Here is a 22,233-nt window from a genome sequence, read left to right as displayed (position 1 = left end):
CTTCCGTTATTGGTGCTTGGCAATACAGCAGGATTTCTCAGGTTTGTGGTGGTGGCAGGCCGGAAAAGGTCATCGTGTTTTTGAAATCTGGCGAGCAAGCAAAGCTGGCTCCTCAAACAAATCTCGATAGGCAGTTAGTAGAATTAGCATTCCGCAGAGGTTCTAAACTCAGATTCCAATCCATTGATGGCAAAGATGGGCAGTTCCTTGTAATCGATACTTCGCAAATTGATCATTTGTACGTCGGATCAAGAATTTCCGAGCTATCCGTCAGTACTCCCCCTTAAGATCATATGAGAGAGAAACGGACAAAGGTGGCGTTCCCATTTCGGAACCTTAGCTATTGATTGTTCTACTCAGTGTTTCGAGCGGCATAGGTTCCGGTGACGTACGGAAGAGCCGCATTCGGCAGTCGGCATTCGGCACTCGGCTAAAGCGACAGAAGCTACCGGCTACCAGCTACCGGGTTAGAGGCTTAGGAGCTTAGAATCGCTTGCGGTTTTCTGCCTTATTGCCCTTGCCAGATTTCGGGTTTTGCATCGATCACGCGTACGAGCGCGTCTCGTATGAGATTATCGTCTGCGGTCGATGGATGGTAGTCGCAGCCGGTGAATGACAGGTGCTCGACTGGAACGAAGGCGACGTTTCGATCACCATCTTTCTTCAGTTGCTCTACAACCCTTTGCACCTCTGACCCAATCTCGCCATTGGCCATGTCTGTTGCCCACAGGATGATGTATGCGTTTGGATTTCTGACTCGAAGTGTGTGGATGAAGCGGATGTAGGTTGCTTCGTAGTCGGAGTGGAGTTCGTCTCGGGTCTTCCATTGCTCGCGCGGATTGAGCGGCGTTGAGAAATCGTTCGTTCCCAACGAAATCACAATAAGCTGAGGCTTCCATGTTTCATCGCTGTACTGCTCACTTCTAAGCTGCTGAGCTGCGGCTAACGGGGACATTAAGCTGCCAGCTACCAGCTACCAGCTTCCAGCCAGGACAACGACAAAACCGGGCACGGACTGCACGGACGCCACGGATCACACGGACGAAGGAAGGCCGCGGTCGGCACTCGGCATTCGGCAGGAACAATAAGCTGCGGAGCCACGGAGCCACGAAGCCACGAAGCTCCGAAGCTTCGAGTCAACAGTGAAAGGAAGAACACGAGCTGCAAATACCAAGCTGCGGAGCTACGAAGCCACGGAGCCACGAAGCTTCACGTCAACACCAAGAGCACAAAGGCAGCAATCGGCACTTCGGCACTCAGCAATCGGCTAAAAGCAACACCAACACTGAAGAAGCTGAGCAATCGGCTAAAAGCAACCCCAACACTGAAGAAGCTGCCGGCTGCCAGTTTCCGGCGAAAATAACGACGACGGCAAAACACTTTGGATAGAGCAGCTGCAAGGGATAGGGGAGCAGGAAGCAGATCAAAATCTGCCCGATACGAACCAGGCGATCCGCTTCGGGTTCGTTCTGCCGGCTACCGTTCCTGATCTTGCACCAGCGGCATTTGGGATGAAACTTGCAATTCGAGCATCATGGCGATGCGCCGGTCTAATTGCATGAACGTTGCTGTCTTCTTTCCGTCCAGTATCTTGGCCATGATGGGTACGTACTTCTGACGCAGTTGTGCGAGCTGAATGTCGAAGTCGGCCCATTGGCGGATAAACAACAACGACTGCTCATCGGTTAATCTTCCCCAATTGTCGGCGTAGTCTTGAATCACGGCAAACTTCTTGTCGTTGATGGCAATCAATTCGGTCACATACTGGTCGTAAACCGGCCAGAACTTCGCCGCTTCCGTGTCGGACAGGGTCAGGTTGGCCGCAACCAGTTGTTTTCTTTTCGAACGAAGATCCTGGCGTAACATCTTTAGATCGCGATCGTTGATCACGTGATCGGTGGTGCCTTTGGACGAACTCGTTTGGGCTCGCGCAGTCGCACTGCTGAGTGCCGACAATCCCGCGATCAGTACCACCGCCACCAGTTTGTTCACGCGACAATCCTCCTCGAAAACCTGTAAGTGCCGGAGCGAAAACCTGTGCGCCCGCGAGGCAGAGCCATCGTGACGTTGCTTCTGCGCATGTCTGGAGAATGTGAGGTTCCAGATGCGACGAACAAAGCACAGCGCCACCACAACAAACACTCTAGATAGCGCGTTGAAAGCAAGGCACTAGCAGAAATGACAGCAAAACCTGGACGAGACGGGTGGTGTTTTGCGTCGTTCGCTTCCGGAATGCAGAGAGCAGAGGAACTGTAAGAACGTAAAAACCGGCGCAGTCTTCTGGCGGCGTAGAGGGCTGTCCATTTTACGTGTAGATCATCCAGGGAGCCGGAGTGTACGTAAGAGTGGTCCCGGGCGACTCGTTCTGGGGCTCGTCTGCGCCACATGAAACCGAAAGACATTCAGCGAGGATCTGAACATGACTAACTATCTGAAGGGATTTTCCCATGGGTGGTGGGTGGGCTTCATGCTGGGTTCAGCTCTGGCAACATGGAGTCGCAAGGAGCAGAAGAAGCATCGCACCATCGATTACAAACCCGGCCTCACGCCAGATTTGATTTCGTTCACCGATCTTCCTCAACAACAATCTCAGGCACACGCAGTTAAGACGGCATCGTGAAGCTGCTACTGGCTACTGGCTGCTGGCAAAACGGAAACTAAGCTGCTGAGCTCCTAAGCTGCCAGCTGACGGCAACAGCAACACCGAAGTCGGCAATCGGCACTCGGCGTTCGGCCGAGCGCGGTCACTGTTTGCTTGGCGGGAGCTTGTCAGACTGCTGCCAGTCGGTGGAGAAGAGCACGAAGTCCTCATAGTGGTCGGTCAAGCGGAGGCGGTGGCCGCGATAGTCCATGTAGACCTGCGTGTCTTCGGGCAGCCACAGCTCCGTGTTCTTTTTCGGGAACGCAACCGGACCGTAATCGCCGACTTCGTGCTCGTAAAGCAGATGCGCTTCCCGGAGTGGCTCCAGCAAATCCGCTTCGATATGCAGCACCTGCAGCGATGCTGCCGCGATCCATGCCCGGCCTTTTAGAGCGACTTCGTAGGTTTTCGCATCGATTTTGAATTGCTGCAAGCGTCGGGGGTGGTCAGGCCGCTGCCGGAAATGGATCAACCAGGCCGGCTGTCCTTTCCACTGGCCTAATCCCTCGCATTCCAACTGGTAGTTGCCCTGCAGCGCTGGATGGAAGACAAAGGCCAACCCGAGCAAGCCTTGTGCCTGAAGGCCATCGGTGAAACCGTTCTCGGCGGTGAGATTACGTCGATACTCGTTCAGCTGCAGCCATCCTGGGCGTGGTTGTGCGAGTTCAGCCAGGTAATCGTTCTTGCGCTTGTCGCGGAAGACTGCTTTGCCGGACGCATCGAGAGTTTCATGCACCTGGATCTCGGTCGCAGAGAAGCGCTCCAGATCGTCGGCCAACTCCAGTACGCGTTGGCCGGCACCGGTGAGGATTCGATCGACGGGGCAGCTTACTCCTGAGGCAACAGGGGGCGGTAAGTCATCCACCCCGGGAGGCATCCATGCAGGGGACATCGTGGGCAATGATGTTGGCATGGATACTTCCGAGACATTGAGAGCGACTGGCTCGGCTACGGGCATCGCTGGCCCGGTGCCTTCGAGCATGACAATCATCTTTATGACTGCAGGTGCGTCGGGGCTTTTGGGCGCTTGCTGCAGAAATTTTCGCAGCGCCACAACCGCTTCCTCGTAGCGTCCCAGATTCCCCAGCGCCTCGCCTAGCACGAGCGTGGCGTCCGGCGCAGAGTTTCGGCTGAACTCGACAGCCAGTTGAGCTTCCTTCAGCGCCGGCTCGTATTGCCGTTGCATCAGATGCGTGTTGGCTAGAAGCCAGTGTGGACGCCACTTTCGGGAATTCGCAGCGATCGCGCGTTGTAGAAGACCGGCTGCGCCGGCGTAGTCTTTCTGCTCGAATCGGAGTCCGCCGAGGGCGGTGAGTGCTTGTGCATTTTTTGGATCCAGCGCAAGAACCCGCTGCCAACATTGAGACGCTTCCTCCGGCTGTTTTTCTTTCAGCAGAATGGCGCCCAGGAGATAGTTCAAATGCGCATCGTCCGGTGCTTCCTTCACTGCGCGGCGCAGATTCTTCTCCGCATCTTTGAGATTTCCCGTCTGCAGGGCCAGCAGTCCGCGATCGTTCCATTTTCGTGCTTTGCGGGGGATGTTCTCCCGGGGAGCTTCGTACTCCTCGGCATTCAAATCCTTCTTGAGGACCACCTGGACGGTCTGGGATCCGAAACCAAAGATGTCGAGTCGCGTCGTCGAGGTTTGATAGCCAAGAGCACTTATTTCGACCTCGTAAGGTCCCGATATGAGAGAAGAAAAACTGGCCTCACTGCCAGTACCGGTCGTTTGCCACACGTCGCCGGACCCATCCTGAACATTTCGCAATCGCACCAGAGCCTGCATATTCAGAAACGAATGGTCTTCGCTTAGGACCTGAATAACGAGGCTGGCAAAATTGCTGCCACTTCTTATCGGCGGACCAATCGGCGGACCTGTAACACGTAATTGCGCGAACACTGAACCGGAGATGGCAAGTACCAGGAAGAGCAGTCTTAGCAATGCAGCCGTGGGCGCGTGGGAACCGATGCTGCTCCTGAACTGCCGAGACATGGCGGGAATAAAGTATACAGGGGATCAGAATTCTATCGCTGTCAGGCCAATTTGCGAATCAAGACCGTGGTTCGCCAGTCACCTGCACGTGCTGTTATTCGCGTTTCCGATTGCGACGAAGGCGATGCTTTTCGGCGCGACGGTGAGCTTGCCTGCATGGACTCGCTCCCCGGTGATTTGCGGTAGGTCGTCGTCACTGAGCAAGGCGAGTGGTTTTCCGTTCAGAAGAACTGCTTTGTCCTCGAGGTGCTCGGCTGTAAGCGCGTAGCCTTCCGCATCGCTGGGGAGGTTGAGTTGGTATGAGTGTTGCTGGTCTGCGTTGACGAGCAACAGCGCTACACCTCCGAGATGATCCTGCAGACAGTGCGCGTACGCATAAACACTGTGCGGAGTAGAAAGATGGGCATCGAGGACGGTGCTGCCCATCAATTTCCGCCAGAGGAGGGCTGCCCAGTAATTCGGACGCGGGGTAAAAGTTTTCTCGTCAAGTAATCCGTAGTCGCTGGCGGAGAGCGTGTTGTGCATGATGATCTTCACTCCCATCTGCGCAAGGCGGCCATGTTGGACGAGGTAGCGAAAGGTGTCGAGGAACGTGGATGCCCACGGATTCCCGCCGCATGCGGCGTCGGCGGTTTCGGTGATCCAGATCGGTTTGCCGGGTTCGTATTTGTCGCGCAGCTCGGCATAAAACGTCGCGATTTTTTCCGAGCGCGATAACCACTCGGGCGAGAGCGCGTCTTCGGCGCTGGTTCCGCTGCTGGGGCTGCGCTGAGCGCAGCGTTGTGACACTGCCGCGTACAGGTGATAGTCAAAAACGTCGAATGCCGGACCCGTGGCTGTGAGCAGCGCGTCGGTTGAGAGGAATCCCGGAATGGGACGCGGGGGACGGTCGGGAGTTTCCGCGGTCGAGCCCGGGCCGGTGAGGAGCGTACCGGGAGAGTTCTGTTTCAGGAATGGCTTAAAGACAGCCAAATCGCGGGTGTAAGCAGCGGCGTCATATCCCTTCGGCGCGCCTCCGAAGGTCGGGAGGTTGGGCTCATTCATGAATTCGGCGGCGGCAATTCGTCCGCCAACGGATTTGGTGTACGCCAGCACTTTGCGCGCCTGGTCGGGAGTCCATTGGCCGCCGGGATCGCGCGTTCCCGGGCTGATGGCGAACGACGTGGCGAGTTGCGCGTCGGTGGCACGAGCAAAATCGATGACGCCTTTCCATTGCTTGCGCGTAAGCACAGAGCCAAATCCGGAGGGAGGATTGGCCGGAGCGGCGGCATCAGAATCCTGGAAATAGACGCTGTTTGCCCAGCTTCCACTCACCCGCACATATGCGGGTCCCAACGCTGCCGCGAGTTTCCGCAAACGGGAATTGCTCAGATCGATGGGCGGCCGGTATTCGAAGAGATCGGCGCCGAGTCCCGCGATAGGAGCTGCAGCCTGTTGAGTCGAGAGCGCCTGGCCTGGTGACTTTGTCTGGCTGCTGTACGGCTTCCAGAACCTGCCTCCGGTGACCTCCACCATCTCGATGTTGTAAGACTGAAAACGCTCATCGACGGTCCCGAGACGAGTCATCTTGGCTGGATCAACTGATAGGACCTGGCCGGCCATGATGTTTGCCGATGCGAATGTGAAGGCTAAGATGGCGAGTCGGCGAAGAGTGGAGTTCATGGGAAAGAATAATAAAGCCACGCAGCCACGGAGCCACGAAGCTCAAAACCAAAACACGACACGGAATGCACGAGGCACCGATCATACGGCGGAAGCGGCGGTGTTGGAAGTTCGAAGGCGGTGACCGTGAAAGTCGACCTGGAGCAGCTCAGACGCTGAGCAGCTCAGAAGCTTGTTTATGGTGGAGGCGGCGGGAGTTGACCCCGCGTCCGAAAATGTTACTGGCAAAGAGACTACATGCTTAGTCGCGTTCATGCTCCCGTACTTCTACGGGAACGTTCGCAGCCGACGCTCAGAACGGACAAGAAACGCAAGCTGCTAGTCCGGTGATCTCGCCTCTGGCACTCGGACCGCGCGCCGGAGACCAGCCCGCTAAATGACGTCCACCGGCGGCCCGCGGGCGTGGCTACCTAGGACGGCTACTTAATTAATTAAGCAGCGTATGCCATCTGTTGATTGGCAATTGTTGTTTTGCACTCGATTACGGGTGTGTGCACCCCGGCATGCCTCTCGGCCGCAAGCACTTCCGTCGAAGCCGTGACGCCCCCATTGAAGCTGCAGTCGAGTGGATTGGAACACCTTATTAGATGCCTGGGATATTTTAGCCGATTCAGCGGGAATCGGGTCATCGGGTGAAGAGACAGCAAGAGCAAAACCAAAACACGACGCGGATTGCGCGGATGGGACGCGGATTTCCGCAGAAATTGGAGGGTCTTTTTCTTCAAACTTTCAATAACTTTCTGGAGAAGTGTGCTTTCAGCAAACTCTTCGAACGGTGTGTGTGCTCCGGTGCTTCAGCGGGCTGGTTTTTCACTCAAAAATTCCGCGCGATCCGCGTCCCATCCGCGAAATCCGCGTCGTGTTTTGGTGTTGGTTTCACTTCACCCGATGACCCGATGGCCCGATCACCCAATGCTTTTGATATCTTCTAATCATCATGCCGGTGAAATCCATCCAGCTTGGTCAGGTCTGGCGGAACGACGAGAACGGATCTAACTACTTAGTCACCAAGCTGTATAGCGAGGTCTTCACGCAGTACGCGATTCTGCGCCAGGCCGACGCCAATGCCGCCAATTCCGACACGATCCGCGTAAAGGTGCAGAAGGGAAACGATGGGGCAACTTTGCCCGGCTATACCTACACGCAAGATGCCCAGGACTTCTGATTGATCGAAGGTCTCATTGCCAAGCTGGGGCTGTTCGTCATCTCCGTGATCTCCACGCTGGGATACTTCGGAGTGATGATGCTCATGGCCGTCGAGTCGGCGTGCATTCCGCTGCCCTCGGAAGTGATCATGCCGTTTTCGGGATATCTGGTGCATACCGGCCAATTCAATCTTTGGCTGCTCGCGTTTATGGGAGCGTTAGGTTGCAATCTGGGCTCGCTAGTCGCTTATGAGATCGGGTATTACGGAGGGCGCCCGCTGGTCGAGCGCTACGGATCATGGGTGCTTCTAGGCAAACATGAACTCGACTGGACGGATCGCTTCTTCGCTCGATTCGGCGATGTGACCGTGCTGATCAGTCGCATGTTGCCGGTGGTGCGCACGTTCATCGCTCTGCCTGCAGGCATCGGACGAATGCCGCGACTCCGCTTTCACATCTATACCTTTGTCGGATCGTTTCCCTGGTGCCTCGGCCTCGCCTATTTGGGAATGAAGGCCGGACAGCACTGGGACTATCTCGGGAAATACTTCCATCAGTTCGACAAAGTGATCGGCGCGATTATCTTGATCGGAGTGATCTGGTTTGTGTGGTCGCACTGGCAAAACCGCGTGCGCGCTACGAGTTAATCTGAACGAGCGTGTCTGCCTCTGAACTCTCTTCAAAACCGTCTGTTTCGTTTCGATTCGCCGAAGCGCTCGATGTGGAGCGACTTCTGCCTCTCATTCGCGAATTCTACGTATTTGAACGACTGCCGTTTGATGAAAATCGGCAGCGTCAGCTCGTTTTGCAACTCATTCAGAATCCCGATTTAGGACGTCTGATCGTCTTTGAGCAACGTACAGAACTGCTGGGATATATGGTGCTCGGATTCGGATTTTCGCTGGAATTCCATGGCCGCGATTGTCTGCTCGACGAGTTTTATGTCGTGTCCGAATATCGGTCAAAAGGAGTCGGGCGAGCGGCGGTTGAGTTTGCGATTGCGTTGTGTCGCGAAATAGGAATTCGTGCCGTGCATCTCGAAGCTGACTACGTCAACGTACGTGGTCACGAGTTCTACAAGAGATTGGGATTCAAGGACCATAAGCGTCATCTGATGACGCTCTGGATCTAAACGTGGAGCCGGGCGCCCCCGACCGGGTGTCTTCGCAATTTCGCGATTGTGTGATTTCGTGATTTCGCGATTGAAAACACATAAATCAGGAAATCACGAAATCCTGGCTTAGCGCTGCATGCGCTCCTGGCGCGCGGCAATCACGCGTGCCAGGCCCTCGCGGGCCGTCACATTATCATGGTCAAGACGTAGAACGATTGAATATTCGTAGCGCGCGAGCGCGTACAAACCTGATCCGGCGGCCGAATCGGCTTTGCTCAGCAGGTCGGGAATGTCGGCACGACTGAAGCCTTCCACTCGCGCGTTTTGTTCTTGTTCCAGTCGCTGCTGTCTCATCGCTCTGCGGTTCTGCTTCGGCTGAGAGTCGGTTGGCCCTTGTTGCTCGATAGTGTTGTTCTCAGCTTTCGATTCGGAGGTCGATGCGCTGGCCGCCGCCGGAGATTGACTGATAGTCTGGGCGGGAGTCTGAGTTTTGAAAGGATCTGCCGATGCAGGCGCCGCAGCAGGGATTTGCGGAGGAGTCACCTGCACGGCTGTAGATCCAGGAGCAGTGGACGGATTCCCTTTAGGGTCCTCTATCTGTGCGACCGGCTTTGCAGGAGCAGCGTCGACGGACGGCACGTCTTTCTTGGGAGCCGGGGACGCGGAATCGTCCGGTGCCTCGGTTCCTGTTTCGGGCTGAGCGCTGACCGACGGGGCAGATGTTTCCAGGGTCGGGTTTTGCGACGTTGGAACAGGACTGCTGTCCGGAAATGCCTGGCTAGTGTGCGCGGTCTTATAACCGTATGCGACGGCTTTCTGCAGAGGCGGTGGAAGTGCGCCGGTCTTCTTCTGAACTCTATATGCCCAGACGCCACCACCAACTAACGCCGCAAGGAGAAGGAGCATAAATGCCATTGCTCCCCTTTCGGAACGCTGCTGCCTGTGCGTACCGGTCGTTTTTGTGGCGGCAACGGATCGCGTCGTGATTGGATTAGATAATGGCCGAGCTGATTGGGGAACCACGTGCGTTTGCGGAGCGATGGTAAGGGTAACGGCTTGTGCACGCAGAGCGTCGCGAAGCTCTTCGCAGGTCTGGTAACGATCCTGCGGATTCTTCGCCATCGCCTTGCGGATTACTGCGTTGATTCCGGCGGGAAGCGCCGGATTGACCACGGATGCTGCCGGCGCTTCTTCATGAATCAGTTTATAAAGGACGCTAGGTATATCGCCCTTAAACGGCTTCTCGCGCGTGAAGAGTTCGTAGAAGACCGTTCCCAAACTGAAAATGTCGGAGCGCTGATCGAGCTTGTTTCCTTTGGCCTGCTCCGGCGCCATGTAGGTCGGAGTTCCGACGACCATCCCAGTCTGTGTGAGTGAGGCATCTCCCAGTTTCGCTATGCCGAAGTCCAGAACCTTGACGGTGCCTTCGGCGGTGAGCATGAAGTTCGCAGGCTTCAAGTCGCGGTGAATCACGCCATGCGAATGCGCGTAGCCGACGCCGTTGCAAATCTGTTCTGCATACGAGAGCAGCGTAAGCAACGGCGGAAGCTCGTGACTTGTAAGCAGCGCCGCGAGAGTCTTGCCTTCGACAAACTGCATGCTCAGATAAACAAAATCTTTTTCTTCGCCGACGTCGTAGATGGTGATGATGTTCGGATGATCCAGTCCACCGGCAGCTTTCGCTTCCTGCTTGAGGCGTTCCACCAGTTCGGTTCGATCGGCGAAGTTCCGCTGGATGGAGATGGTCTTGAGTGCGACTGTGCGTCCGATCACCTGATCATGAGCTTTGTAGACGACGCCCATCGCACCGCGTCCTAACTCGGAAAGAATCTGATAGCGGCTCGCTCCTGAGTGCGCGGGTGCAGGTGCTGGTAGCGGTGAAGGCGGAGGCGTCTGAACAACCGCATGGAACTGTCCGGTCTTACGGACATGCGCGTATGTCGATTCGTCGGTCCAAAACAGCTCATACATCGCTTCAGAAAAGCCACGCTCACCGGCCGCGTGTGCCGGCTTGGGATTGAAGGCGAATCCAGGGATGTCCTTGGCTGCTCCGTAGAGTTCTTCGCTGACCAGGATCTGCGCGGAGTCCTGATCGATTAACATCGTGCCCAAGTTAAGGGTCTGGGTGTCGGCCGAGGTGTTCTGTGCGATTCCCTGAACAATGGTTGCTGCTACGGCCTGTCCCGCTGGTGCAGGACGTTGTAACGTGAGCAATCTCACCTGCAGCGATTTGGCCGCCGACAACGCGTTTAACGAATTCCCAAAATGGATCGCGAGCGTGCCGTTCGCGCGGGGCGAGATCTGTCCGTGCGACTCGTTTACCACACTCCTAATTAAATCAGTGATCTGTGTGTCGGCTTGCCAGGACACTTCGTGCAATTTTTCCTGCGGCCCGCGATATTCCCAAATGCGCGCGCAAAGCGCCGCTACACATGCAGGAACCTGGTTTTCCTGCGCCGCATCTTCTTTCTGCGGCATGAAGGGCTCGATTCGCATCGTGTCCATATCGGGTCGTTCCGAATGTGTCGTCCTAATTGCTATTGACACACTTCCAAGAAAATCTTACGTGCACACGTCTGCCAGACAGTGGTTACTTTAGTGTTTCGACATCCAGTTAGTATCGGCCGGGTACTAGTCCCAAAGTTTTACTGAAAAGGTACTTATTTCCCAAGGATTTTGCGAGAGGTATGGTTTTGTCCGGAACGGCAACAAGTGTCAGGCAAGGGCGGAAGATCGGGTGGGAGTGTTCAATAGAGTTTTTTTGGGTGAGATCGCTCTCAGATCGAGCGATACGCTCAACTGGCAACGTCCTGAGTGTGACAAGGAACTTTGCTCAAGAATTCGCGAAGTGTGAAGTCGCGCCTGCTCGGGATGGGCTTAATGCTGGTCGACAATCAGAGGCTCGCAGCCCGCTTCGCGATCCATTCTCCTGTTTCGCGTGTGCCCAGATTTCCGCCGATGTCTTGAGTGGTCTTCTTCTGTCGGACGGCATCGAGGACAGCTCCGTTAATCTTCTGAGCTTCTTTGGTGAGGCCGAGATATTCGAGCATCATCGCTGCCGTCGAGATCGCTCCAATCGGGTTCGCGATGTTCTTTCCTGCAAACGGCGGAGCTGAGCCGTGTACCGGTTCGAACATCGAGGTTCGGCCAGGATGAATATTTCCGCTGGCTGCCATGCCCAGGCCGCCCTGGAGCCCCGCGGCGAGATCGGTGATGATGTCGCCGAACATGTTGTTGGTTACGATCACATCAAATTGCGTAGGGTCGCGGACCATGTGCATACAAAGCGCATCGACGTACATGTGCTGCGATTGAAGGTCGGAGTACTCGCCGGCAATCTGCTTGAAGACGCGCTGCCAGAGGCCATGAGCGTAGGTCATGACGTTTGACTTGTCGGTCATCAAGACTTTCTTGCGGCCATGTTCGCGTGCGTACTCAAAGGCATAGCGAATTACGCGCTCTACGCCTTTCCGCGTGTTTACGTCTTCCTGCACCGCAACTTCGTCGGGCGTGCCTTGCTTGAAGATTCCGCCAACATCGACGTAGGGTCCCTCGGTGTTCTCGCGCACCACCACAAAATCGATCTCCTCAGCGCGACACTTCTTTAGCGGACATAGCGAATCATCCAGGCACTTCACCGGACGAACATTGGCGTACAGGTCCATTTTGAAACGCATGCCCAGAAGAATTTCTTTGGCGTGAATGTTGGAAGGAACGCGCGGGTCTCCCAACGCCCCGACCAGGATTGCGTCAAAGTCGCGGGAGAGCATCGCGAAACCGTCGGCGGGAATGGTTGTACCGTCCTCAAGGTAACGGTCTGCTGACCAATCGAATTCCGTAAACGCCACGTCCGCGCCAGTCGCTTTCACCACGGACACAGCTTGCGCGATTACTTCTTTTCCTATTCCGTCGCCGGGAACGACGGCGATGCGCTTGGTTGCGTTCACGTTAGACACGATAGCAGAGATTGTTTTTCACCACGGGCTCTCCGCCATGTCATTCCGAACCGCCGGAGTTTGGCGGTGAGGAATCCCTATGGACTGCTACAAAGCAAAACGGACACCACTCAACCAACGTTGCCAACAGCTAAATCGCTCGATCCAACTACCTGTGTGGATTTGGTAGGGATTCCTCACCGCCAAAGTCGGGCGGTTCGGAATGACAGTGCGGGAAAATGAACCTTTATAATCAAAGGTTCTGCCATGGCCAAAAGCCCACTTTATGACACGCTCGTGACCTCCGGTGCTCGCATGGGCGAGTACAGCGGAGTGGAGACGGCGCTCTCGTTTGGCGATGTGCGTCGGGAGTTTCGCGAGCTGACGTCCGGTTGCGCTGTGTATGACCTGGGCTGGCGCGCGAAGGTGATGGTTTCCGGCAACGACCGCGTGCGCTGGATGAACGGCATGGTGTCGAACAGCATTAAGAACCTGCAGGTGAATCGCGGGAACTACAACTTTGTTCTGAATCCGCAGGGACGCATTCTCGGCGACCTCTACGCCTACAACCGGGGAGAATATCTCCTGATCGATACCGAACGTTCTCAGCTCGACAACCTGCTGACCCTGTTTCGCCGCTACATCATCATGGACAAAGTTGAGCTCGTCGATAAGAGTACAGATCTGAGCGCGATCGGCGTACAAGGGCCAAAGGCAGCCGAGGTTTTGAAAGCTGTGGGGATTCAGGATTCCGGATTGGAACCAATGCAGCTGGCGGACTTGACCTGGAATGGGGCAACGATCACGCTGACGCGAATGGCGAGCGACGAGTTCGTGACGTATGAAGTCTGGGCGAATGCAGAGACGCTCTCGCAGCTTTGGAAGGCATTGGTCGAAGCTGGAGCGGTTCCAGTGGGCAGCGAGGCATTGGAAAAATTCCGAGTGATGATTGCATTTCCCAAATATGGAATCGATATACGCGATCGCGACCTGCCGCAGGAGACGGGTCAGAACCACGCGCTGAACTTCACCAAGGGCTGCTATATCGGGCAGGAGATTGTCGAGCGCATTCGCTCGCGCGGGAATGTCCATCGCGCATTCACGAAGTTTCGTCTCGAAGGCGAGCTGCCTCCGAGTGGATCCAGGCTTCAGGCAGAGGGCAAGGACGTGGGTGAGATTACCAGCGTCAATCGCGTTCCCACCGAAACCGGCGAGGAGACTCTCGCGCTGGGGTACATAAGGCGCGAGGCCGTCGAGAGCGGAGCAAAGATTATCTATGCCGGAGGCGAGGCCCGACCCGCTGAGTCTCCAGTCACGATGGCGTCGTAAAAGTATGGCGGAAAAAAAACCCGATTTTGTCGTAAGCGACCGGCGCAAGTTCACTGAAGAAGGCGAGCTCCGCACCGACGTGCGCGAAGAGTCACAGCCGAAATCACAAGCATCTCAGCCGGCTCAAACGGCCGCTCCCGCTGCCGAGGAGCAAATGCCGCCTGCGCCTACGCATGCTGAACAACAGGCCCAGCATGATGAATATCGCGCGTCGAACAAGAAACTCGACGACATGCTCGCCGCCGGTGGTCACGGCAAAGCTGAAGACTTCGAGATGACGTTCGACCGCCTCGTCCAGTCGCTTTACGTTACAGCGATGCTCCAGCTCGGCATCATGCATCGCGAAGGCGAGAATCCGCAGCCTGACATCATCGGCGCGCGCCAGACGATCGACACACTCGGAGTTCTCAAAGACAAGACCAAAGGCAATCTCACCAAGCAGGAAGAAAACCTGCTGCAGAACGCGCTGTTCGAATTGCGTATGGCATTTCTCGAGATCACCAACGCGATTACGCGCGCTCCGGCTCCTGGAAGCAAGCCTGTCGCAAAATGAAGGCCACACTCACCGTCCTGGGGAGCGGGACATCCATGGGAGTGCCGACGATCGGGTGCAACTGCAAAGTCTGCACATCGGCTGATGCGCACGATCGGCGCACGCGCCCTTCCATCATGCTGGAGTATGGCGGCCACGCTGTGCTCATCGACAGCACGCCTGACTTTCGCGAGCAGGCACTGCGAGAAAAGATTACCCGGCTCGACGCCGTGCTCTACACGCATGCCCATGCCGATCACATTCTCGGTCTCGACGACTTGCGTCCACTCACGTTTAAGCGCGAGCAGAAATTGCCTCTGTACGCCGACGACAATACGGCAAAGATTATCGAGCGAATGTTCGCGTATGTCTTCGATCCGCACTCGACTTACTCGACGCGGCCACAGGTCACGCTCCATCGGCTGAATGGGGCTCTCGACCTGTTCGGCGCAAGGTTCCAGCCGCTGAAAGTTCTGCATGGAGAGTCAGAGATCACTGCGTACCGTTTTGGAACCGCAGCCTATCTCACCGATTTCAGCACCATCCCGGACGCGACTCTGAATGCGCTGCATGGCCTTGATTTGCTCTTCCTCGATGCTCTCCGGCGGCGTCCGCATCCGACGCACTCCTCGCTCGACGAATCGCTGAAAGTTGTCGAGAAGCTCGCGCCGCAACGTGCGTTCTTCGTACACATGTCCCACGAACTGGGACACGAGGAGACCAATGCCTCTCTCCCATCTCATATTCGACTCGCGCATGATGGCCTGAAGCTGGAGTTTGAAATCTAGCGATGCGCGTCTTTCGCCATCTGGAGGAAATTCCCGCCGACTGGAATGCCACTATAGTCAGCATCGGCAATTTTGATGGTGTGCATTGCGGCCACCAGCACGTGCTTGCGCGAGTGGTCGAACGCGCAAAGCAATCTGGCTCAAGATCGATGGCGGTTACATTCGATCCGCATCCAGTCCGGGTGCTGCGTCCCGAAAGTGCGCCGCTGCTCATTACTCCGCTTGATGAGAAGCTTGCGGGCCTGGCAAAGACGGGTGTGGACGCGACGCTGGTAATCACGTTTGACAAGCAGTTCTCATCCACCACACCTCGCGATTTCGCGCGGAAGATCGTCGCAGGCAGCTTGCGGGCCCGTGAGGTGCATGAGGGCGCGAATTTCCATTTTGGGCATCGCGCCGAGGGAGACTGCGAGAAGCTAAAGGAATTCGGAAAAGAATTCGGCTTTAAGGTTTTCGTCTACCCGGAGATGCGTTTGCGTGGGGAACCTGTCTCAAGCAGCCGCATTCGTCAGCTTTTGTCGGCAGGCGAAGTGAGCAAGGCGCGACATCTGCTAGGTCGGCCGTTTTCCATCATCAGCACTCCCGCCAAAGGACGTGGGTACGGCTCGCGCTATACCGTCCCGACTATCAACCTTGCGCCCTATTCTGAACTTGTCCCGAGAAATGGCGTCTATGTTACGTGCACGAGCGTAGCTCGCGAGACCTTCGAGTCCGTCACTAACGTCGGCATTCGTCCGACGTTCGCAGGCGAGTCGTTCGCAATCGAAACTCATTTGCTGAACTTCCATCCTGTGGATCTGGATGAGAGCACGGAAGTGGAAATCTCTTTCCTGAAATGGCTTCGTCCGGAGATCAAGTGGCCGAATCCTGAGGCGCTGAAAGAACAGATCGGGAAGGATGTAGGGAAGGCGAAGAGATTCTTCGCGCTAAAGCCTCAGACCAGGAGTGCTACATGAAATCATCGGGACCAGGGGTTCACGACGAACACTCCAGCAGCGTTGAAGTGTTCAACGTTTCGGGTCATGACGTGCAGCCCATATTGGCGAGCTGTTGCCGCAATGAGGCCATCGCTTCCTGGTATTGTTTTCCCTTTCTTTTGCGCGCTCGCCGTTAGATCCCCCCAAGTGCGGGATACTTCAACATCGATCCCTAATATTCTGGTCCCGTGATCACGTTCCAACGCCCGCAGCCAAGCCTCAAGGTCGCGCCGACGTTTGCTGTCTTTCAGGAGTGCTATTCCCTTTGAGATTTCTCCAATGGTAATAACGCTCAGAAAGATGTCCTCGCTTTCGAGGGCCTCAATTGCTTGGCTTACCGAAGGATGGCAATCAGGACGACGCAGCTCAGAGACAACACACGTATCCAACAGAACTCTCACAGCTTTACATCCCGCATCGGAGAAGTATCACGCTCGATATCAATGTCCTCTAGACTGGGACCCCTTTGCAGCAGAAATTGTTTGAAGTCTTGCCTGGATCCAGTGAGCTTTTCATAATCTCGCTCTGCAACAACGACAACGGCGTCGTGATGACGACGAACCCGCTGGGGCCCTTCCGACAGAGCCCGGTTTACCAGCTCACTGAACCGATTTTTCGCATCTGCTAACCGCCAATCCATCGACAACCCACATTCTAGCTAGATTGGCTAGATTGTATATTGGCTCAGGATAGGCTGTCAATAGGAGTGACAACGCTCTGTTACCCTCCTACTTCCGTTCCCATGCGCAATCCACTCGCCTTCATCTCTGAAGTCAGCCCGGGCCAACGACATACGTTGATCGCTGCTGCGCTTGGCTGGATGCTCGATTCATTTGACGTAATGCTCTACTCGCTCGTGGTCGCGCATATTATGCAGGATCTCAACATGAGCAAGCAGAGCGCGGGATTGCTGAATACGCTCACGCTGCTTGCGTCTGGAATCGGTGGTGTTCTGTTTGGCTTTATAGCTGATCGCATCGGACGAACTCGTGCTCTGATGCTCAGCATTCTCACGTATTCCGTTTGTTCGTTTGCCAGCGGACTTGCAACTTCGGTTCTTGTGCTGGCCATCATTCGCTTCTTGCTCGGGCTTGGCATGGGTGGCGAGTGGAATACAGGTGCCACGTTGGTGGCCGAGAGCTGGCCAACGTACTTGCGTGCGCGCGCAGTGGCCGTGGTGCAGAGCTCGTGGGCGCTGGGCTATGCGCTTGCCGCAATCGTGGCCGGGATCATGCTTCCGAGAACCGGATGGCGATATGTGTTCTTCGTTGGCGTGCTGCCCGCATTGGTTACGTTCTGGATTCGGAAGGACGTTCCCGAATCAGAACTATGGAAAGAACGTCGAGAAGCAGGCTCGAACGGCACCGTAGGTTCCCAGCTACGTTTCCGCGAGCTCTTCGTCGGACCATATCGTCGAAAGACGCTGACGCTGCTGATCATGAATACGTTCGGCATGTTCGGCTGGTGGGGACTCTTCACCTGGATTCCGCCTTACCTATCACTCCCGGTCGACCAAGGCGGACGCGGCTTTGGAGCGCTGAGCACGACGACGTTGCTCGTCTTCCTCAACATTGTTGGAATGGCTCCCGGATATGCAAGCTATGGATGGGTGGCCGACCGCCTGGGACGTCGTCCAGCCTTCATGCTTTATACAATCTGCGCTGCGCTACTGGTGCCGGCATATGCCGCTGCGCGTCAGCCGGCTGTGCTGCTTGTCCTTGGAGCGGTCGTAGCCTTCTTCGGAACAGGCTTCTTTTCCGGATCGGGAATTATCGGCAGCGAATTGTTTCCCACCAGCGTCCGCGCGCGAGCACTGGGACTTACTTACAATGGCGCGCGTGCTCTCAGCTCCATCGCGCCGTTTACGATCGGCCGCATCGGGCAGCAGCATGGACTGGATTCGGCGTTTTATGTTTGTGCATTGGCATTTTTCATTTCGGGAATGATCGCGATTTTCATACCCGAAACTCGCGGACTTGAGTTGACGTGAACCCCAGTCTACCCTCAAGAGGCGCGGGGACATCCGTGGTCGCAGCGTACCCGGCGTTATCACGCCGGGCTATTTGCAAATGTTTCGTTAAAACGACAGTCCCGCGAAAAGTGAAACGTTAGTCTCCATCCCGAACATATCGCTGATCTGCCGCATGGTTCTATGACAGCGAAAACCTTTTTCAACGAGAGTGGCTCAAAACGTGAGTATGTATTCGATTCGCCTCTTTGTGGTGGTCCTGTTCCTGTCGGGGCTTGGACTCCCACAAGCAGGCGGAATGAAAACCAATGGTCCCGATCAACAGCCAATAGTCGACCAGAAGGTGAGTTCTGCTCAGAAAGACATGCTGTCTGCGATACGGGACGGACGGATAGAAGTGGTCCATCAACTAATCCTTGAGGGAGAGGACCCAAACTTCACAATCACGCTTGGACCGGATTGTTTTACGACTCCTCTGATGGAGGCCGTAGCAGATCAGAGATCCGACATTGTGAGCCTCTTGCTGGACAAGGGTGCAAACATCAACTTCGCATCCAAACAGCGATGTGGAGGGGTACTGGAGGGAGCGGCCTGGAACGGTGACTCTGATATGGTCCAAACGCTTATCGGCAGAGGAGCAGAGGTAGATTCTAGGGACGGGGACGGAATGACTCCGTTGTTAGTCGCGGCATCGAACGCTGGCAATATAGCCACCATTCAGGTGTTAATTAAGGCTGGAGCGGATGTGCACGCAACTGACAACGAGGGCGATACTGCGCTTATGCTTGCAGCCTGGGATATGAACGAGGCTGCGGTCCAACTATTCCTTAAGCTCGGTCTGCGTCGATGCGATCGCAATAAGCTGGGCGAGACGGCCTTCGATCGAGCAAAGATAGTGATCGGAGGAGACCAGAAAAAGAAAGCACGGGTCTTGCAACTTTTGTCTCCTGTCTGCCCTAAAGAAACAGCCAAGTCCAATAATCCTAAGCACGGGCTCCGCTATTCCCAGCTCATGGTCCCTTTGCTCCAATCCAAAGCAAGACGATGAGCGCCCATCGCTACAGGACCCAGCAACCCATCGAAAGGGCTGTCGTTCGGCTGATCGTCAGTGATCGCGATTGTGGCCCCGTGCTGCTCCCAGTCGCCAATTCGGAGAGGCATGGATGCCGTCTGGACCGATGCTCCGCCGAGCAGAGTGTTGCTGCTTGAGTTCAGGCTCCGCTGAGCGGTTCGAATCCTAGAGCGGTAAATCAAGATGCCGTTCAGTCCTGTGTCGAGTTGAAGAACTAGTTTGCGGTCGCCGACCACTACGGGCACAAGGATCAGGTGCCTTCCCTGTATTAATGGCGACGTGTGCGCGAGACGAGGGGCGGCGCCAAAGGTTATGGTCTTCGCTTTGTAGTCGATCAGCAGACTACTGTGCTCAAGCACGTCCATGCCGATGATGATATCGGCATGAACTCCCAACCGGCGCTCGACGAGCGAACCATCTACAGCTATTCCCGACAGTTCGGTGACGTGCACAGGTCCGACAGTGAGGTCCGGAATGGAAACTGCCGAGACCGCTGCCTGACCGGTTCCGAACGTAGCTGTGTCAGCCGTTAATGGCAGACGCAGTCGTTTGGCGAGCTTTGTATCGATGACAGTCTCGGTAGCGCCGGTATCGATAACTGCGACAAGATCCGGCCTGTCCGCAATCGAACACTTGGTCACGATCAAGTAGTTGTTGCGGAGCTTGAAATCAACGCTTTGGGCCGAGGCGGCCAGCGAGAGGGTAACAACAAGAAAAATCCGGTACTTCATGCGAACTCAGCACGCGAGGTGCGAGTCGCAAGTTAGAAAGCTGGAGCGGAGGAAGTCCTGAGCGAGCCGCGAGTTTCGGGCGATTTTGCAGGGAGGCGGTGAGGGCTCACTGTTTCTTCAGAAATTCTTCGGAAACAGATTCACCCTTTCGGAGTCAAAAGTATCAGCAGTTGCGATCATGGTTTCCTAGGCGCGTATGGATCGCGATTTTCAGATCGGAGAGTGGGTCATCTCGCCACGGCTCAACAGCTTGAGCCAAAACGGATACTCCGTCCGCATCGAGCCCAAAGTCATGCAGGTGCTCGTGTGCCTGGCCGAAGAGCGGGACGTTGTTTCCAAAGAAAAACTGATGCAGACGGTCTGGACCGACACGTTCGTGACCGACGACGTCCTTACCCGTTCCATTTCAGAACTTCGGAAGATCTTCGCCGATAATCCCAAAAACCCTCACTTTATCCAGACCATTCCTAAAGGAGGGTATCGGTTGTTGCTTCCGGTAGGCGAGGTAAAGCCGCGAGTGGTCGTAGCCAAGCCGGTAGCACCTCCCGCTCAGCCACTCAGGGCAGGGAAGCGCAGGCTCATTCTGATCCTGACGGCCGTTGGGTTCAGCTTGCTGCTGATTGCTTACGCGATTGGCCGCTATAACTCTTCGGCTGGGGAGCCGAGACGGAAAGTTCTCGCCGTGCTGCCCTTTCAAAATCTCAGCGACGATCCTCAGCAGGAATTCTTTGCTGATGGACTCACAGCCGAAATGATCTCCCAATTCGGGAAGGTGTCGTCGGAGCACCTGGCTGTAATCGCCTGGAGTTCGATGTCCCGGTATAAGCACACCTCCAAGCCGCAGGATCAGATCGCGCAGGAGTTGGGCGCGACCTACTTGCTGGATGGGACGGTGCGTCGCTCAGGCAATCACGTGCGCATTACCGCTGAGCTCGAGCAGACCGGCGTTCGTGCTCACGTCTGGTCGAACACCTATGACGGGAACCTGGAAGATGTACTCTCGCTGCAAAGCCAGGTGGCGCGGGAGATCGCGCAGGAAATCCGCCTTCAACTCACGCCTGAAGATCAGCAGCGGCTGGCAAGCCCATCGCCTATCGACGGTCAAGGATATGAGTACTACTTGAAAGCAAAGTCTGAATCCGAAGCAATGCCGCGGACAGCAGAAGAAAAGGCCGAGCACCTCCGCAGTGCCATACGACTGAATCCGCGATTTGCGCCCGCGTACATCACGTTGGCAATGCTTTATCGCAGCCTGGCCAGTGAGGGATTTGCCGATCCCGGAGTCTCATACGCTGCCTCGCGGGAGGTGCTCGCAAAAGTTCTGGAGATTGATCCGAATTCGTCAGAAGCGCACCGTGAATCAGGCTGGATCTCGTGGCGATATGAGTGGAATTTCCGGCAAGCTGACCGCGAGTTCCGCCGCGCAATTGATCTGAATCCGAACGATGCTCAAGCCCACGAAATTTATTCACTGTTCCTCAAGAGCATGGGGCGGTTCGATGAAGCGCTCGGGCAATCAAACCGGGCAATCGAGCTGAGTCCGATGGAGCCCTACAGCCGTGCCAACGCCGGTTCTCTGCTCGCCTTGATGAAAAATTACGAGGCAGCCATGGGCCAGTTCGAAACTGCGGTCCACCTTAATCCGCAACTCCCGTACGTCTGGCAGCGAATGGGTCCGGTGCTGATCATGCAAGGCAAAGATCAGGAGGCGGTTGCGGCTTTGGAGAAGGCACGAGATTACTCCGGTGGAGAGCAAGACAAAATCGCCTGTCTCGGCTATGCGTACGCAGTTAGCGGTAGAGAGGCCGATGCTCGGAAGATGTTGGAACAGCTCAACGTCATCGCCTCGCGAGGCCAGTATGTTTCTCCGCTTCACGTGGCATTCGTTTACGAAGGCTTAGGGGATCACGACAATGCTCTGGACTGGTTGGAGCGCGCGTATCAACGAAGAGATGAATACCTGGTCTATCTAAAGGTTTATCCGGAGTTTCGAGATCTTCATTCGGATCCCCATTTTCAGAATATTCTCCGCAAGATTGGCTTGATCAGTCAGTAGCTCGAGGCGAGGGCGGTTTAGAACGACGTTGAGTGATACTACGGTGGCCCCCCAACAATTTCTCGCACCGAAGGAATGCCATTGCAGCATCTAATATAGGTACGGGGAGCGAGTTCAGTTCCGAAATCGGAATGACCGTTGGAGACGCTTTCCGGAGATTTCCACCGTTTTTCGCTGTTGTTGTCTTTTATTTCGCTGCTCCGATGGAAATTGCAGAGTGCCGGTTCTTCTTCAATCCACTGATTCAAAAGCGTTTGCCTGAACTGTTAGTCCCGTTCCTCCCACGTTT

Annotated in this window: 19 protein-coding genes and 1 other RNA gene; 12 read left to right on the top strand and 8 right to left on the bottom strand. The window is 55.7% G+C overall.

Translation table 11 applies throughout. The annotated features are described in order from the left end of the window. The coding region (locus tag VFU50_15600; protein ID HEU5234286.1) for a hypothetical protein at nucleotides 1-287 on the top strand (287 nt) is incomplete at its 5' end. Between the two features lie 221 nt (nucleotides 288-508). Here the strand turns inward: VFU50_15600 and VFU50_15595 are convergent. Continuing rightward, on the bottom strand, nucleotides 509-955 hold the full coding sequence (locus tag VFU50_15595) for an SGNH/GDSL hydrolase family protein (protein HEU5234285.1): 447 nt from the start codon (nucleotides 953-955) through the stop codon (nucleotides 509-511). Nucleotides 956-1,476: 521 nt separating this feature from the next. Then, nucleotides 1,477-1,992: a hypothetical protein gene (locus tag VFU50_15590; GenBank protein ID HEU5234284.1), complete on the bottom strand. Its 516-nt coding sequence runs from the start codon at nucleotides 1,990-1,992 to the stop codon at nucleotides 1,477-1,479. A 427-nt stretch (nucleotides 1,993-2,419) separates the two neighbouring features. Here VFU50_15590 and VFU50_15585 point away from each other — a divergent pair, with 427 nt between their 5' ends. After that, nucleotides 2,420-2,620, top strand: a complete 201-nt coding sequence (locus VFU50_15585) for a hypothetical protein (protein ID HEU5234283.1) — start codon at nucleotides 2,420-2,422, stop codon at nucleotides 2,618-2,620. A gap of 124 nt (nucleotides 2,621-2,744) precedes the next feature. Here VFU50_15585 and VFU50_15580 read toward each other — a convergent pair whose 3' ends face one another. The 3 genes from VFU50_15580 to ssrA all read right to left on the bottom strand — a co-directional run bounded on the left by VFU50_15580 (nucleotide 2,745) and on the right by ssrA (nucleotide 6,844). After that, nucleotides 2,745-4,634, bottom strand: a complete 1,890-nt coding sequence (locus VFU50_15580; GenBank protein HEU5234282.1) for a tetratricopeptide repeat protein — start codon at nucleotides 4,632-4,634, stop codon at nucleotides 2,745-2,747. Between the two features lie 78 nt (nucleotides 4,635-4,712). After that, the gene (locus VFU50_15575) at nucleotides 4,713-6,296 is read right to left on the bottom strand and encodes a hypothetical protein (protein HEU5234281.1); all 1,584 of its coding nucleotides are present in this window, start codon (nucleotides 6,294-6,296) and stop codon (nucleotides 4,713-4,715) included. A 179-nt stretch (nucleotides 6,297-6,475) separates the two neighbouring features. Next, nucleotides 6,476-6,844: a transfer-messenger RNA gene (gene ssrA, locus VFU50_15570) on the bottom strand. A 389-nt stretch (nucleotides 6,845-7,233) separates the two neighbouring features. Between ssrA and VFU50_15565 the strand changes: the two genes are divergently transcribed. The 3 genes from VFU50_15565 to VFU50_15555 are packed head-to-tail and all read left to right on the top strand — an operon-like array spanning nucleotide 7,234 to nucleotide 8,573. Further along, a complete protein-coding gene (locus tag VFU50_15565) occupies nucleotides 7,234-7,461 on the top strand; it encodes a hypothetical protein (GenBank protein ID HEU5234280.1) in 228 nt (75 codons plus the stop codon). Then, a complete protein-coding gene (locus VFU50_15560; GenBank protein ID HEU5234279.1) occupies nucleotides 7,462-8,088 on the top strand; it encodes a DedA family protein in 627 nt (208 codons plus the stop codon). It abuts the gene before it with no gap. 11 nt (nucleotides 8,089-8,099) lie between these two features. Next, the gene (locus VFU50_15555; protein HEU5234278.1) at nucleotides 8,100-8,573 is read left to right on the top strand and encodes a GNAT family N-acetyltransferase; all 474 of its coding nucleotides are present in this window, start codon (nucleotides 8,100-8,102) and stop codon (nucleotides 8,571-8,573) included. Nucleotides 8,574-8,681: 108 nt separating this feature from the next. Here the strand turns inward: VFU50_15555 and VFU50_15550 are convergent, their stop codons facing one another. Beyond that, a complete protein-coding gene (locus tag VFU50_15550; GenBank protein HEU5234277.1) occupies nucleotides 8,682-11,060 on the bottom strand; it encodes a protein kinase in 2,379 nt (792 codons plus the stop codon). A gap of 389 nt (nucleotides 11,061-11,449) precedes the next feature. Continuing rightward, nucleotides 11,450-12,511, bottom strand: coding sequence for a 3-isopropylmalate dehydrogenase (locus VFU50_15545; protein HEU5234276.1), 1,062 nt, complete (start codon nucleotides 12,509-12,511; stop codon nucleotides 11,450-11,452). 246 nt (nucleotides 12,512-12,757) lie between these two features. Here VFU50_15545 and VFU50_15540 point away from each other — a divergent pair, with 246 nt between their 5' ends. The 6 genes from VFU50_15540 (at nucleotide 12,758) to VFU50_15515 (ending at nucleotide 19,133) form a co-directional block, all read left to right on the top strand. After that, entirely contained in the window at nucleotides 12,758-13,819 is a 1,062-nt protein-coding gene (locus tag VFU50_15540) for a folate-binding protein (protein ID HEU5234275.1), read from the top strand. A 4-nt stretch (nucleotides 13,820-13,823) separates the two neighbouring features. Further along, the gene (locus VFU50_15535; protein HEU5234274.1) at nucleotides 13,824-14,372 is read left to right on the top strand and encodes a DUF1844 domain-containing protein; all 549 of its coding nucleotides are present in this window, start codon (nucleotides 13,824-13,826) and stop codon (nucleotides 14,370-14,372) included. Further along, nucleotides 14,369-15,139 (top strand): MBL fold metallo-hydrolase, encoded by a 771-nt coding sequence (locus VFU50_15530; GenBank protein HEU5234273.1) that lies wholly within the window; start codon nucleotides 14,369-14,371, stop codon nucleotides 15,137-15,139. The genes VFU50_15535 and VFU50_15530 overlap by 4 nt, the downstream gene beginning before the upstream one ends. 2 nt (nucleotides 15,140-15,141) lie before the next feature. After that, nucleotides 15,142-16,095, top strand: coding sequence for a bifunctional riboflavin kinase/FAD synthetase (locus tag VFU50_15525; GenBank protein HEU5234272.1), 954 nt, complete (start codon nucleotides 15,142-15,144; stop codon nucleotides 16,093-16,095). A gap of 763 nt (nucleotides 16,096-16,858) precedes the next feature. Further along, complete coding sequence (locus VFU50_15520; GenBank protein ID HEU5234271.1) at nucleotides 16,859-18,106, top strand: MFS transporter; 1,248 nt, start codon at nucleotides 16,859-16,861, stop codon at nucleotides 18,104-18,106. Between the two features lie 208 nt (nucleotides 18,107-18,314). Then, entirely contained in the window at nucleotides 18,315-19,133 is an 819-nt protein-coding gene (locus tag VFU50_15515) for an ankyrin repeat domain-containing protein (GenBank protein HEU5234270.1), read from the top strand. Here VFU50_15515 and VFU50_15510 read toward each other — a convergent pair. Next, on the bottom strand, nucleotides 19,085-19,888 hold the full coding sequence (locus VFU50_15510; GenBank protein ID HEU5234269.1) for an aspartyl protease family protein: 804 nt from the start codon (nucleotides 19,886-19,888) through the stop codon (nucleotides 19,085-19,087). The two genes, VFU50_15515 and VFU50_15510, sit on opposite strands and share 49 nt — an antisense overlap. Before the next feature lie 196 nt (nucleotides 19,889-20,084). Here VFU50_15510 and VFU50_15505 point away from each other — a divergent pair, with 196 nt between their 5' ends. Next, nucleotides 20,085-21,944 (top strand): winged helix-turn-helix domain-containing protein, encoded by a 1,860-nt coding sequence (locus VFU50_15505; protein HEU5234268.1) that lies wholly within the window; start codon nucleotides 20,085-20,087, stop codon nucleotides 21,942-21,944. The last annotated feature ends 289 nt before the right edge of the window (nucleotides 21,945-22,233 follow it).

This window comes from Terriglobales bacterium (genome assembly GCA_035764005.1).
Taxonomy (GTDB): Bacteria; Acidobacteriota; Terriglobia; order Terriglobales; family Acidobacteriaceae; genus Gp1-AA112.
This window is presented reverse-complemented; position numbering and strand designations above follow the sequence as displayed.

Bases quoted from the DNA above. Each gene is read 5' to 3' on its own strand.
- VFU50_15595 (HEU5234285.1), bottom strand. From the start codon at position 955: ATGTCCCCGTTAGCCGCAGCTCAGCAGCTTAGAAGTGAGCAGTACAGC.
- VFU50_15585 (HEU5234283.1), top strand. From the start codon at position 2,420: ATGACTAACTATCTGAAGGGATTTTCCCATGGGTGGTGGGTGGGCTTC.
- VFU50_15580 (HEU5234282.1), bottom strand. From the start codon at position 4,634: ATGTCTCGGCAGTTCAGGAGCAGCATCGGTTCCCACGCGCCCACGGCT.
- VFU50_15575 (HEU5234281.1), bottom strand. From the start codon at position 6,296: ATGAACTCCACTCTTCGCCGACTCGCCATCTTAGCCTTCACATTCGCA.
- VFU50_15565 (HEU5234280.1), top strand. From the start codon at position 7,234: ATGCCGGTGAAATCCATCCAGCTTGGTCAGGTCTGGCGGAACGACGAG.
- VFU50_15550 (HEU5234277.1), bottom strand. From the start codon at position 11,060: ATGGACACGATGCGAATCGAGCCCTTCATGCCGCAGAAAGAAGATGCG.
- VFU50_15540 (HEU5234275.1), top strand. From the start codon at position 12,758: ATGGCCAAAAGCCCACTTTATGACACGCTCGTGACCTCCGGTGCTCGC.
- VFU50_15535 (HEU5234274.1), top strand. From the start codon at position 13,824: ATGGCGGAAAAAAAACCCGATTTTGTCGTAAGCGACCGGCGCAAGTTC.
- VFU50_15530 (HEU5234273.1), top strand. From the start codon at position 14,369: ATGAAGGCCACACTCACCGTCCTGGGGAGCGGGACATCCATGGGAGTG.
- VFU50_15525 (HEU5234272.1), top strand. From the start codon at position 15,142: ATGCGCGTCTTTCGCCATCTGGAGGAAATTCCCGCCGACTGGAATGCC.
- VFU50_15520 (HEU5234271.1), top strand. From the start codon at position 16,859: ATGCGCAATCCACTCGCCTTCATCTCTGAAGTCAGCCCGGGCCAACGA.
- VFU50_15515 (HEU5234270.1), top strand. From the start codon at position 18,315: ATGTATTCGATTCGCCTCTTTGTGGTGGTCCTGTTCCTGTCGGGGCTT.
- VFU50_15510 (HEU5234269.1), bottom strand. From the start codon at position 19,888: ATGAAGTACCGGATTTTTCTTGTTGTTACCCTCTCGCTGGCCGCCTCG.
- VFU50_15505 (HEU5234268.1), top strand. From the start codon at position 20,085: ATGGATCGCGATTTTCAGATCGGAGAGTGGGTCATCTCGCCACGGCTC.